This window comes from Arthrobacter alpinus (genome assembly GCF_900105965.1).
In the GTDB taxonomy this organism is placed as follows: domain Bacteria; phylum Actinomycetota; class Actinomycetes; order Actinomycetales; family Micrococcaceae; genus Specibacter; species Specibacter alpinus.
The window spans coordinates 755,238-768,131 of the sequence record NZ_FNTV01000001.1 but is presented as its reverse complement, the minus strand read 5'-3'; the positions used below and the strand labels follow the sequence as shown (position 1 = coordinate 768,131).

Annotated in this window: 10 protein-coding genes; 3 read left to right on the top strand and 7 right to left on the bottom strand. The window is 61.5% G+C overall.

Annotation, left to right across the window (positions count from 1 at the left end):
- The first annotated feature begins 64 nt into the window (after positions 1–64).
- Positions 65–2,089, top strand: coding sequence for a M3 family metallopeptidase (locus BLV41_RS03505; protein ID WP_074710521.1), 2,025 nt, complete (start codon positions 65–67; stop codon positions 2,087–2,089).
- A 7-nt stretch (positions 2,090–2,096) separates the two neighbouring features.
- Positions 2,097–2,777 (top strand): GNAT family N-acetyltransferase, encoded by a 681-nt coding sequence (locus BLV41_RS03500; protein ID WP_170835412.1) that lies wholly within the window; start codon positions 2,097–2,099, stop codon positions 2,775–2,777.
- 100 nt (positions 2,778–2,877) lie between these two features.
- On the opposite strand, the gene BLV41_RS03495 is transcribed toward BLV41_RS03500, so the two are convergent.
- The 7 genes from BLV41_RS03495 to BLV41_RS03465 all read right to left on the bottom strand — a co-directional run bounded on the left by BLV41_RS03495 (position 2,878) and on the right by BLV41_RS03465 (position 12,110).
- Positions 2,878–3,774, bottom strand: a complete 897-nt coding sequence (locus tag BLV41_RS03495) for a dihydrodipicolinate synthase family protein (protein ID WP_170835411.1) — start codon at positions 3,772–3,774, stop codon at positions 2,878–2,880.
- Between the two features lie 205 nt (positions 3,775–3,979).
- Positions 3,980–4,882, bottom strand: coding sequence for a pyridoxal 5'-phosphate synthase lyase subunit PdxS (gene pdxS, locus BLV41_RS03490; RefSeq protein ID WP_074710515.1), 903 nt, complete (start codon positions 4,880–4,882; stop codon positions 3,980–3,982).
- Positions 4,883–4,986: 104 nt separating this feature from the next.
- A complete protein-coding gene (gene pgsA / locus BLV41_RS03485; RefSeq protein ID WP_044575522.1) occupies positions 4,987–5,613 on the bottom strand; it encodes a phosphatidylinositol phosphate synthase in 627 nt (208 codons plus the stop codon).
- A 7-nt stretch (positions 5,614–5,620) separates the two neighbouring features.
- Complete coding sequence (locus tag BLV41_RS03480) at positions 5,621–6,184, bottom strand: HIT family protein (RefSeq protein WP_074710513.1); 564 nt, start codon at positions 6,182–6,184, stop codon at positions 5,621–5,623.
- Positions 6,185–6,217: 33 nt separating this feature from the next.
- Positions 6,218–8,230: a threonine--tRNA ligase gene (thrS, locus tag BLV41_RS03475; protein ID WP_074710511.1), complete on the bottom strand. Its 2,013-nt coding sequence runs from the start codon at positions 8,228–8,230 to the stop codon at positions 6,218–6,220.
- 36 nt (positions 8,231–8,266) lie between these two features.
- Entirely contained in the window at positions 8,267–11,785 is a 3,519-nt protein-coding gene (locus tag BLV41_RS03470) for a DNA polymerase III subunit alpha (RefSeq protein WP_244516721.1), read from the bottom strand.
- A complete protein-coding gene (locus tag BLV41_RS03465; RefSeq protein WP_074710507.1) occupies positions 11,778–12,110 on the bottom strand; it encodes a hypothetical protein in 333 nt (110 codons plus the stop codon). Before BLV41_RS03465 ends, BLV41_RS03470 begins: the two co-directional genes overlap by 8 nt.
- 271 nt (positions 12,111–12,381) lie before the next feature.
- Between BLV41_RS03465 and BLV41_RS03460 the strand changes: the two genes are divergently transcribed.
- On the top strand, positions 12,382–12,888 hold the full coding sequence (locus BLV41_RS03460) for a GNAT family N-acetyltransferase (RefSeq protein WP_044573759.1): 507 nt from the start codon (positions 12,382–12,384) through the stop codon (positions 12,886–12,888).
- Positions 12,889–12,894 lie beyond the last annotated feature (6 nt).

Sequence of the window (12,894 nt, the reverse complement as noted above, 5' to 3'; positions counted from 1 at the left end):
AAGTACGACGGCGAAACTCTCGTTTCGCCGTCGTACTTGGGTTAAGCCATGAGAGAGTCAGAAGATGACCGAGGAAATTTCAGCCAACCCGTTCTTGGCGGCCAGCACCCTGCCGTGCCAGCTGCCCAATTTCGCCGCGATCAAGGACGAGCATTACCTGCCGGCTTTTGAGGCCGGTATTGCGCAACAGCTGGCGGAGATCGCTGCCATCACCTCGGAGACAGGGGCAGCCACCTTTGAGAACACCGTGTTGGCCATGGAGCGCAGCGGAGCCGTACTGACGCGCGTGGCCAATGTGTTTTTCAACATCGCCAGCTCCCATGGCACCCCGGCCATTCTGGCACTCGAGGCGCAGCTTGCCCCGCTGCTCTCCGAACATGCTGACACCGTGCTGCTCAATTCTGCCCTCCATGAGCGGATGTTGGCGGTCCCATTGCAGGGTCTGGACGCCGAGGCCACGCGGCTGGTCGCCGAATACCGGAAGTCTTTCACCCGCGCAGGCGTGGGTCTTGATGCTGTCGGCCAAGCTCGATTGCGCGAACTCAATGGGCAGCTTTCCTCGCTCAGCACACAGTTTTCACACAAGGTCACCCAGGCCGGCAACGAGGCCGCCGTGCATGTTTTGGACCCGGCCGAACTCGACGGCCTTGGCGCAGATGACCTCGCAACCGCCGCGGCCGCAGCCCGTACAGCCGGTTACGCCGAGGGTTACCTGTTGACGCTCATCCTGCCCACCGCCCAACCCGCGCTGGAAGTGCTGAGCAATCGCGAGACGCGCCGCAGGCTGCACCTGGCCTCGGTCAGCCGTGGCAGCTCACCCGGGGATTCCAATGTGCTCGGCCTGGCCGCCACCATGGCCTCTCTTCGGGCCGAGAAGGCGTCCCTGCTGGGCTTCGCGTCGGAGGCGGAACGCTCGATCGAACCTCAAACAGCTCCATCGCTGGAGGCTGTTCACGCCATGCTCTCCCCCATCACGGCGGCGGCAGTTCGAAATGCCCGTGCTGAGGCGGAGAAGCTGGCTGCCACGGCAGGCCACGCGATCGAAGCCTGGGACTGGGCCTATTTCTCCGAGCAGGTTCGCCGCGACGAATACGGTGTTGATCTAGCGGCGTTGCGTCCATGGTTTGAGTTGGGCAGTGTCCTGGAGAACGGCGTGTTTTATGCCGCCTCGAAAATGTACGGTTTAACATTCGCCGAACGCCACGACCTCGCCGCCTATCATGAGGACGCTCGGGTCTGGGAAATCTCCAATGCCGACGGTTCCACCCTTGGCTTGTTCGTGGGCGATTTCTACACTCGCGAAACCAAGCGGGGCGGCGCGTGGATGAACTCCTTCGTCGAGCAGTCCCATCTTCTGGGTGCTGACGCCGTTGTGGTGAACAATCTGAATATCCCCAAGCCACCGGCCGGCGAGCCAACACTGCTGACCTTCGACGAGGTGGTGACCTGCTTCCACGAGTTCGGCCATGCCCTGCACGGCTTGTTCTCCTCTGTCACCTACCCAAAGTTTTCCGGCACCAACGTCCCCCGAGACTTTGTTGAGTACCCCTCGCAGGTGAACGAGATGTGGATCCTGTGGCCGGAAGTGCTGGCCAACTATGCAAAGCACTACCGAACGGGTGAACCGCTCCCCGTTGGTACCGCGGAAAAGCTCACGGCCGCTTCACTGTGGGGCCAAGGATTCGCCACCACGGAATACCTCGGTGCAACACTGCTGGATCTGGCCTGGCACGAGCTTGCTCCGGGCGCACCTGTGGAAGATCCACTGGCTTTCGAAGCTGCGGCACTTGCCGCCGCAGGAATTGATCTCCCCGCCGTACCGCCGCGCTACCGCACGGGCTACTTCAACCACATCTTTGCCGGGGGCTACGCGGCAGGCTACTACTCCTACATTTGGAGCGAGGTGCTCGATGCCGACACCGTGGCCTGGTTCAAAGCCCACGGCGGCTTGACCCGCAGCAATGGCGACCACTTCCGTGAGACGCTGCTGCGCCGCGGGTTCGCCCTGGACCCGCTGCGTGCATTCCATGACTTTGCCGGCCGTGATGCCGACACGGCGCCGCTGCTGGCACGGCGGGGGCTGGTCTAGTCTCGTGGTGACACTCTCAGACTGCCAACGAACCCAACACGCATGGTTCCGCGCCCTGGCCGAGGCCACGGGCGGGCGGGCCTTTTCAACGCACCGCATGGACTGGGTGTGGCTTCCAGAGACCCGACAAATGCTGTGCATGTTTCCCACCGAAATTACCGAAGCAGGCCTCCAGCCTGCCTTGGCCGAGGCCGAGCGCCGCGGCGCCACCGCAGTGGGTGTGTGGATGAACGCGGCCGTGCGGGAGGGCATCTTGCCGGCGTACCGTTTTGAGCGCGGATGGCAGCCGTGGTGGATGACGCGTCCCTTGGACATTGAGTCGGTTGTGGCTGACAGCGATGAGCCGGACGACCGGGTGACGTTGACGTCCCTGGTTCCGCATCAGGTGTGGCTGGCCACGGGGCGCAGTGAGGATGAATGGGCCGGACGGTCCTACGCGTATCTGCCGCCGGATCAGGGCAAGAAGCATCTGGCCGGAATTTTTGACATGGTGGTGGCACCTGAACACCGCCGCACAGGACTGGGCACGGCCCTGCTCAACGCCTTGTCCGAGGCCGCCTTCAATGCCGGGGCCGAGCACCTGCTTCTGAATGCCACACCCGATGGACAGCGGCTGTACCGCCAACGCGGTTTTGAGCTCATCGGCAAGGGTCAAACGTGGTGGTTCCACCCGCCCGAGCCGGCCTAATCCCTCCCGCCCACAACGATCCTCGCTCAGATACGGGGCACTTTTCCCTGACGCTCGCTCAGATATGGGGCGTTTCTCCCAAACGCTCGTGCAGCCTGGCTTAACTGTCGATTGCGCTGCCCAGCTGCCAGGTTTCCTCCTGGCTGGCAGCGGCATAGGGTCCCCGGGGTCCAGCCGTCGGAACGCCAATGAGATTGGACAGGGAGTGCAGGGCGCCAATGGCGTGAGGCACGCCGGCCAGCGATTGCGCGATGGTCTGCAACCGCGCCAGGCTAGCACCCTGCTGCCCACCTGCCCGGGCCAGGCGCCACACATTGATGTACTCGCCCGGCAGCAGCCCGGCAAGTCCACTGTGCCAGGCATCAACATCGGGGCGTTCCGCCAGTAACTGGACGTCGGCACTTAGCCCGATTGAAAATTCCGGCCCGACGGCGTCCCTGAGCGCGTTGATGCGGCCCGCAACATCGTCACGCCGCATGGTGTCCTTGACAGCTGCCACGTGGGCATTTGCTGCCAAGTAGGCCAAGGTTGTGGGGCTGACATCAAATTGGGTCTGCACGGGTTTGTTGTAAAAGCAGATCGGCAGGGCAGTTGCTTCGGCGACATCCATGAACAGTGCTCGAACTTCCGTGTCAGAGAGCGGCAGGTAGGAGAACGGTGCCAGCAGCACTCCGGCGGCTCCTGCGCGCTCGGCATCTTGCGCCAAGCGGACCACTTCCCGTGTGGAGGGCGCGCTGATGGCAGCATAGACAGGAACGTAAGGCGCCCCGGGCACTACCCGCTCCTGTGCAGCCTCTATGGCTGACTCAACCACCGCATGCCGCTCGGCCCGGTCGAAGGTAGCCCCGGCACCCGAGGTGGCAAGGACAGTCACGCCGGACACCCCCGCCGCAACAGCGTTGCGCACAAGGTGAGACAAGGCACCCAAGTCCAGCTCGCCGTCGTCCATCAAGGGCGTGATGGGATAGGCCACGAGGCCGGTGAACGGGTGCGTCATGGTGTGAAATCCTTTGGGAACGTCGGGAGTTCCAAGCACTGGCTGCAGGAGCGTCAGCAAAAAAGCCCCATGGCTGCAGGAGCGTTGGGGAAAAATGCCCCATGGCTGCAGGAGCGTTGGGGAAAAATGCCCCACAAGTGAGCGAGCGTCGGGATGAGGCGGTGCTGCAGAGATTTTCCTCCCTGCAGCACCGGCACTCGGAGTGTTACCAGCCGCGCTCGGCCAGGCGGTGCGGCTCGGGGATGTCGGCGACGTTGATGCCAACCATGGCCTCGCCCAGTCCGCGCGAAACATCGGCGATGACCTTGGCGTCGTCGAAGAACGTGGTGGCCTTGACGACGGCAGCGGCGCGCTGTGCCGGGTTTCCGGACTTGAAGATGCCCGAGCCAACAAATACGCCGTCGGCGCCGAGCTGCATCATCATGGCGGCGTCGGCCGGGGTGGCGATGCCGCCAGCGGTGAAGAGCACAACGGGGAGTTTGCCTGCTTCGGCAACTTCCTTGACGAGTTCATACGGTGCCTGAAGTTCCTTGGCGGCCACGTAGAGCTCGTCCTTGGGCAGGGCTGCCAGCTGGGCGATCTGCGTGCGAATCTTGCGCATGTGGCCTGTGGCGTTGGAGACGTCGCCGGTGCCGGCCTCGCCCTTGGAGCGGATCATGGCAGCACCTTCGTTGATGCGGCGCAGCGCCTCACCGAGGTTGGTGGCGCCGCAGACGAAGGGAACCTTGAAGTTCCACTTGTCGATGTGGTGCTCGTAATCGGCAGGGGTCAGGACCTCGGACTCGTCAACGTAGTCAACACCGAGGGATTCCAGAACCTGGGCCTCGACGAAGTGACCAATGCGGGCCTTTGCCATCACGGGGATGGAGACGGCAGCAATGATGGCGTCGATCATGTCCGGGTCGCTAGCGCGGGACACGCCGCCCTGCGCACGGATGTCTGCGGGCACGCGCTCCAAGGCCATGACGGCCACGGCGCCGGCATCTTCGGCAATCTTTGCCTGCTCAACGTTGACAACGTCCATGATGACGCCGCCCTTGAGCATATCCGCCATGCCGCGCTTGACTCGGCTGCTGCCGGTCACCGGTGTTACATCGGGTGTAGACACAAAAACCCCTCTGGAAAGGAACGATTAGATTAACCCCGTCGACGTGATTCATCGCACGGGTACCGAAAGTCTATTCCTGCCAGATACGCGGCTAAAAATGAGTGTTACTGTCCCAATTCTGCGGCAGCGGCCATGGCTTGGCGACGCACGGTGCCGATCCTTTGGAAGACGGTGACAAGGCTGGCAATGGCGAGCAAAACAAGTACGACGGCGAGGACGGCTTCCGGGACTCCCAGGCCTACCAGCCCGGTTGCCACGAGCACCACGACCAGGCGGTCGGAGCGTTCGGCGATGCCAACGTTGGCCGTCATGCCTAAGCCTTCGGCCCGTGCCTTGGCGTACGAGACGATTGAACCGAGCACCAGGCAGGTCAAGGCCAGGGCTGCGATGAAGTGGTTGTCGCCGCCGGTGTAGAACCAGATCACAATGCCGGCAAACACGGCACCGTCGCCCACCCGGTCAAGGGTGGAGTCAAGAAAGGCGCCCCAGTTGCCCTTTCGGCCAATCATGCGGGCCATGAGCCCATCGAGAATGTCAGAGAAGACGAAGACCGTGATGACCACCGTGCCCCAAAAGAGTTCCCCGAGCGGGTAGCCGATGAGTGCGCCTGCGGCCACGCCGAGGGTTCCCACGATTGTGACGGCATCGGGGGAAACCTTCAACCGCACCAGCAGCGCAGCCATAGGCGTGAAGATGGCGGCAAAGAGCGCTCGGGCATACTTGTTCAGCATCAAGAACCTATTCGAGTGTGTTCCAGCCATTGGCAACCTGCTCGCGCACGTCTGCCAACGTCTGGGTGATGGCTTTGGTCCCGGCGATGATGGGCAGGAAATTTCCGTCGCCACCCCACCTGGGCACGATGTGTTGATGCAGGTGAGCGGCAATGCCTGCCCCACCGGTAACGCCTTGGTTCATGCCCAAATTGAATCCGGATGGCTTGGAGACCGTCCGCAGCACCCGCATGGCGTGCTGGGTCAACGCGGCGAATTCTGCTGTTTCCTCCACCGTCAGGTCCGTGTAGTCCGGAACATGGCGGTAGGGGCACACCAGTAGGTGTCCGGGGTTGTAAGGGAACAAGTTCAGGACCACATAAGCCAGCTCGCCGCGATGGACAATCAGGGATTCCTCATCGCTGCGTCCAGGGGCTGCACAGAACGGGCAGTCATGGACGCCGGAAACCTGCTCACCCTTTTTGACGTAGGCGAGCCGGTGCGGTGTCCAGAGCCGCTGAAAGGCATCAGGAACTCCAGGGAGCTCAAAATCGTCCTCAACGGCGTTGGCCACCGCACCTTGCTCGTTCACGCTTTATACGTCCTTTTTTCGCGAGGGAGGGGCTTATGCGGTCCGGTTGCGGACAGCTTCGACAATGCGCCGCACTGCCTCATCTACGGCCACACCGTTGTCTTGGCTGCCATCGCGGAAGCGGAAGGACACGGCGTTGGCGTCAGCGTCGTCCCCGCCGGCGATCAGCACGAACGGGATCTTGTCCTTGCTGGCGGTGCGGATCTTCTTCGGGAAGCGGTCGCTGGAGATGTCCACCTCGGCACGGATGCCGGCCTTCTTCAGCTGCGCAACGACGTCGAACATGTAGTCGTTGAACGCCTCGGCCACGGGGATGGCCACAACCTGGACCGGTGAAAGCCAGGCCGGGAAGGCGCCGGCGTAGTGCTCGGTCAGCACGCCCATGAAGCGCTCCACGGAACCGAACAGGGCCCGGTGGATCATGACGGGGCGCTGGCGTGTGCCATCGGCTGCCTGGTACTCAAGCTCAAAGCGCTCAGGCAGGTTGAAGTCCAGCTGGATGGTGGACATCTGCCAGGTGCGGCCCAAGGCGTCCTTGGCCTGCACGGAGATCTTGGGTCCGTAGAACGCGGCTCCACCGGGGTCGGCGACGAGTTCCAGGCCGGAGGCCTCGGCAACCTCGGCCAGCGTGCGCGTGGCCTCTTCCCAGACGTCGTCGTCGCCGACGAACTTCTCCTCGTTCTTCGTTGAGAGCTCCAGGTAGAAGTCCTCCAGGCCGTAATCCTTGAGCAGGGAGAGGACAAAATTCAGCGTTTCGGTGAGCTCATCCTTCATCTGCTCCTTGGTGCAGTAGATGTGGGCGTCGTCCTGTGTCATGCCGCGCACGCGCGTCAGGCCGTGCACCACGCCGGACTTCTCGTATCGGTAGACCGAGCCGAATTCGAACAGGCGCAGCGGCAGTTCACGGTAGGAGCGGCCGCGGGAGCGGAAGATCAGGTTGTGCATGGGGCAGTTCATGGGCTTGAGGAAGTAGTCCTGGCCGGGCTTGCGCACCGTGCCGTCCTCATTCAGCTCAGCATCAACGTGCATGGGCGGGAACATGCCATCGCGGTACCAGTCAAGGTGGCCGGAGACCTCGTAGAGGTGGCCCTTGGTGATGTGCGGTGTGTAGACGAAGTCGTAGCCGGCCTCGACGTGGCGCTTGCGCGAGTAGTCTTCCATTTCCTTGCGGATGATTCCGCCCTTGGGGTGGAACACGGGCAGGCCGGATCCCAGCTCGTCGGGGAAGGAGAAGAGGTCAAGTTCCACACCGAGCTTGCGGTGGTCGCGACGTTCCGCCTCGGCGATGCGCTCCTGGTAGGCCTTGAGAGCTTCCTTGGTGGGCCAGGCCGTGCCGTAGATGCGCTGCAGCTGCTGGTTGTTCTGGTTGCCCAGCCAGTAGGCGGCGGAGGTGCGGGTCAGGGCGAAGGCGTTGGAGATCAGCTTCGTGTTGGGCAGGTGCGGGCCGCGGCACAGATCGCACCATACTTCTTCACCGCTCTTGCGGTCGATGTTGGAGTAGATGGTGATGTCACCGGCACCAACCTCAACATTGACGCCTTCGGCGGAGTCGGCGGCGGCATCGTTCTTCTTGCCCAACAGTTCCAGCTTGTACGGCTCGTTGGCCATGGCAACGCGGGCCTCGTCCTCGGAGACAACGCGGCGGGCGAACTTCTGGTTCTGGTTGACGATCTTGAGCATCATCTTCTCAAGCGTCTTCAGGTCTTCGGGTGTGAAGGGCTCAGCCACATCAAAGTCGAAGTAGAAACCGTCGGTGATGTACGGGCCAATGCCAAGCTTGGCGTCGGGGCGCAGCTGCTGCACGGCCTGGGCCATGACGTGGGCGGTGGAGTGGCGCAGCACGTCCAGGCCGTCGGGGGAATCAATCGTGACGGCTTCCACGGAAGCGTCTGCCTCGAGCTCGGCTGAAAGGTCCTTCAACACTCCCTCTACGCGCATGACGACTACCTCGCGGCGTTCAAAGAACAGTTCCGCTCCGGTGGTGCCTGTGGCCACCGTCGTCGTCTCGCCATCGACTGTGAGGGTGATCTGTGTATCCACTGGCACTGGTAACTCCTTGTTTTGTCATGTATGGCTCCATGTTTAAGCAACATACGGTGGTTGCTGTGAGCCTCTTTGATGGTATCGGTTTGGTGGGACGCCTTCCAACACGTCAGGCGCCGGCAGCTTCGCGGTGTCGTGCAGGTCCCAGGCCTGCAACGCCTGCACTGAGATTCCCCGCGGACCCGTGCGCCGGGTCAACCCTCGAATCAGCAGCATGCGGGTGCCAAAAAGCAGCGGCCCCGACTTTTCCTGCGCCTCGCTAAAGAAGACGGTGTCAACACAGCCCGTGCCGTCGTCGATACTGATGAATACCACCCGCTTTCCCCCTCGCATTGGCGGAGTTTGGGTGGCCACCCGGACCCCAGCCACCAGAACCTCGGTGTTGTTTCGCAATCCCAGAAGTTCCTCCGCCTTCCGCACACCGAGTGCGCCCAACAGTGGCGCGTAGCTTCCCATGAGGTGGTCACTAACATCTAGAGACAACAGATCCAGCTCGGTGCGCACGGTTTCGGCTGGACTGGCGGCAGGATGTTCCGCGGCCAATGTGCCCAATTCCACATCTTCCATGGGAAAGGCGAGCTGCCCCTCGATGGGTTCGTTGCGTCTGCTGGACTTGCGCGCCGGGAGGCTGTTCACGTGAGCCACCAGATCGGCACGGTTGGCCGTGTTCCCGGTGGCGCGTTGCGCTTGTCGGTGCAGTGAATCCAGCGCCCCCAATTGTGCCAACCGCTTGAGGGTTGGCCTGCTGAGTTTGGCCCTGTCGCGCAGATCGGCCAGGGAATCATAGGGCTGACCGGCCAGAATCCGTTTAAGCTCTGTTCCGGAAAGCCCGTACACCCCGGCCAGGCTCAAACGAATCCCCGTCACGGGACCATATTCCTGAGCGCCTTCCGTCAACACGCCGGCTCCGGACCCCCGCGCAATCCGCTCGGCCCGGTACTGCCCACCGCTGGCGTTGATGTCCAATGGCAGGATGGGAATTCCCAACCTCCTCGCCTCGGCCACCAGTAGTCGGCGCGGATACATGCCAGGATCGTGCTCCCACAGGCCGGTCAAAAACTCGGCCGGATGGTGAGCCTTCAACCACGCCGATTGGTAGGTGGGGACGGCAAAGGCCGCCCCGTGCGCCTTGCAAAACCCGAAGCTGCCAAAAGCCTTCAGCGTCTCCCACACCTCATCAATCACGGCTTGTGTGTAATCGTTCTCCGCTGCATGGTCCCGATAATATTTCTCGACCGCGGGCTCCACCTTCGGGTTGCCCAGTCCGCGCCTGAACTCGTCAGCACGAGACAAGGTGCACCCGGTCATTTTGCTGAAAGTACGCAACACCTGCTCGTGAAAGACCGTCACGCCATGGGTCTCTTGCAGAACCGGGATGAGATCGGGGTGGGCGTAATGCGGCTTCGCAAAACCCGCACGACTCTCCAAATACGGTTTGACCATATTGGATTTCATGGGCCCCGGACGGAACAAAGAGATGTCAATAACAAGGTCGCTGAACTCCGTGGGTGCCATCTTCCCCACAAGTTCGCGCTGTCCTGGTGATTCAATTTGAAAACAGCCCAGTGTGTGGGTGCTGCGGATCAGTTCAAAGGTGGGTTCGTCGTCGAGCGGGAGCGCGTCAAGGTCGATCCCGCCGTCGTCGCTAATAAACGGCGCATCTGTGACATGGCCTCCTTCGGCAACCACAGCCTCCTTGGAGGGGTGCAGGCGGATAATTTCCCGCACCGCATAGGCCATGGCGCTTTGCATGCGCACACCCAGGACGTCGAGTTTGAGCATGCCCATGGCGTCCATGTCGTGTTTGTCGAATTGGCTCATGGGCAGCCCCATGCCGCTGGGTTGGACCGGGGTGCGGTTCAGCAAGGACGAATCCCCCAGAATCACACCACACGGGTGCATGGAAATATGCCGGGGCAAGCTGTCCAGCCGCTCGGTCAAGTCCACCAGCAGATCCAACTGGGCACCGCCGCGCTGTGGCTGCTCTCCATACTCTTCGTGGCCTTCATACTCTTCGCGAGACTGCCGAACCTGGGCGGCAAAATCCCGCAACTCCGGCTTTTCCTCCAACGCTTCCCTGAAGGAACCGGCCGAAAATCGCCACAACTGCTTGGCGATCTGATCGATCTCTCCTTTGTTGATGCCCAACGCCAGCCCGGCATCCCTGACGGCGCCACGGGCACGATAACTGTTTTGCATGCTCATCAAGGTGACCCGCTGTGAACCAAAACGGTCAAAGATGCGCCTATAGACATTGTGGCGTTCGGCGCTCTCTACATCGATGTCAATATCTGGCAGCGTGGCCCTGTCATGGGAGAGGAAGCGCTCAAAGAGAAGATCATTGGCAATGGGATCCACGGCGCTGATGCCCAATAAGTAATTGACCAACGACGACGCCCCGGAACCTCGTGCGGCCCGGCGCACCCCCATGGTCCGGATCATTTCAGACACTTCCGCCACCGTTAGGAAGTATGATTCAAAACCCAACTCGCCAATGGTCTCCAGCTCTGTTTCCAGCCGGACACGTACGTCACGAAGTTTTCCGTGTGAGAGTCCGCCAAAACGCTGGTTCAACCCGGCTTCGCTGCGCTGTCGCAGTTCCAGTCCTGCCGGTTGGGCCAGCCCCAACACCTCCGATTCAGGGGTGGTCGGTTTTTTCCACCCCAGATCATCGGCCGGATCAAGCCTGCATTTGTCTGCCAGCTGGGCAGTGTTGGCCCACAGCTGGCCCAGCTCCGCGCTGCCGTAGCCGGCCTGGTACACAATTTCTTGTGCAACGGCATACATCCCGGCGGCGCTTTTTAGCCAGGCCTGCGCCGTGGGCTGCAGATCGTTGAGCTGATCCAAAGGGGCGATGTTCCGCGCCGCGTCAAGGACATCGGCTGTGGGCGCATCCTCCTCCCTGCCATAGCGTGCGGCGTTGCTCAGCACCGCAGGAACATCGAATTCCTGTGCGAGCTTGAGCATTCGTACGGCGTGGGCCGTACTCATCGCCGCACCCGGGGCGCTCAGGTGGCTGACAATCTCCACCACCAGGGAACCGGCAGGCATGGCGTTGCGCCATGCCAAAAACTTTGTGCGGGGCAGCAAATACCTACGCCCACCCATGGCCCTCCCTACAGGTGACAGCGGACCGAGCAACACTGTCAGTGCAGGTTTTCCGGTCAAAGGATCCAACACAGCAGTGGCCAATTGCTCCATGGTCACCCCCACCTTTTTGCTCTGCGCATGGGCTGCGGAGATGAGGCGGCAAAGCGCCGCATAGCCCGTACCCGGAGTTAAGAAGGTTCCGCCGTGGGCCAGCACAACAACCCGGCCCGCCGTTTCCAAGCCGTCCGGCCCGTCTTCAAGGACAGCCAAGTCAACTCCAATAATCGGATCGATCTTGGCCGCCAGGCACGCTTTGACGTGCTTGACGGCTCCGTACAGGCCGTCCCTATCTGTGATGGCGAGTGCGTCACCATCCACCGATCCAGCTGTGGCCAGATCCTCCGGCCAGGAAACACCAAAGTGCGCGCTGAAGGCCGAAGAACTATGCAAATGGACAAAGTTACGCACCTCCCAGCTCCTCCTTGAAAACATCGTCAACGGCTTCATGAATCTTTATGACGCGCCAACGCTCGGCTGGGCGGTACCGCACCACGTCAAGAGTCAGGGCTTCCGCTTGCCCTTCCCGATGAAGCTGAAGCCGCCACATCTGAGTGTCAACAATGCCCACTCCTTCCCCTGGCGGTATGCGGGTTTCGCTCTCCCACCAAGGGCGCCGTTCATACCAGCACAAAGGATGTGGGCCTATGGAGTAGCTGACGCCGCGCCATGTCAATCGCAGCAGTTCACCCGAAGGCGAACGCTCCATCTCTACGGCTTCACTGAAGATGCCCACATGCGCCCTCCATCCCAGCCCGGCTGAACAAACAATTCACTACGTTCCGGGCGCATCTTTTGTATTAGTACATATATTCTAATAAATTTAAGTGTACGCTCAAAGCCACACGGCAGGTAACCGCCCATGGTGAAAAAGCATGTGCGGGCATTAGTTCTGCACAGAAGACGTTATGTAGATAGCTGACAAAGCAACTGACGTCTACCATGGCCTTATGGCCTTCGATTCAGCCGTACTAATGGCGCCACAACGATTTTTTAAGGAGCGTTCCATGACTGACATGGTCACCCTCATCGCTAAGACCACTCCGCTGGAACGGGAACTCACCATTGCTTCCCGAACCGTGCAAGAATCCGATGCCGCACGCCTCGGCGAGCTCTACTTCACCGCGTACGACGCCAGCGTTGTGGGCGATTCCCTGGACGTGGCCCTGGCCGACATGAAGGAATCATTGGCCGGCAAGTACGGCGCGCTTCTCCCCCAAGCCTCACACGTTGCCTTGGACGACGCCGGCAAGATCGTCGCCGCTGTGCTCGTTGTGGAACATGCCGTGGGTGATGACACCCCCGATGCACCCTTCATCATCGAATTGATCACCGACCGCCAGCACCGCCGACGCGGCCTGGCCGAAGACCTGGTGCTTGCCACCATGGACACGCTTTTCAACGAAGGCAAGACCGATGTGGCCCTGCGCGTGGAATCGACCAACTCGGCCGCCCTGGCGCTCTACCTCTCCCTTGACTTCCACCGCTGGTCACCAGAAGAAGCCGACGACTAAGAACAC

Bases quoted from the DNA above. Each gene is read 5' to 3' on its own strand.
- pgsA (WP_044575522.1), bottom strand. From the start codon at position 5,613: ATGCTGAACAAGTATGCCCGAGCGCTCTTTGCCGCCATCTTCACGCCT.
- BLV41_RS03495 (WP_170835411.1), bottom strand. From the start codon at position 3,774: ATGACGCACCCGTTCACCGGCCTCGTGGCCTATCCCATCACGCCCTTG.
- BLV41_RS03460 (WP_044573759.1), top strand. From the start codon at position 12,382: ATGACTGACATGGTCACCCTCATCGCTAAGACCACTCCGCTGGAACGG.
- BLV41_RS03505 (WP_074710521.1), top strand. From the start codon at position 65: ATGACCGAGGAAATTTCAGCCAACCCGTTCTTGGCGGCCAGCACCCTG.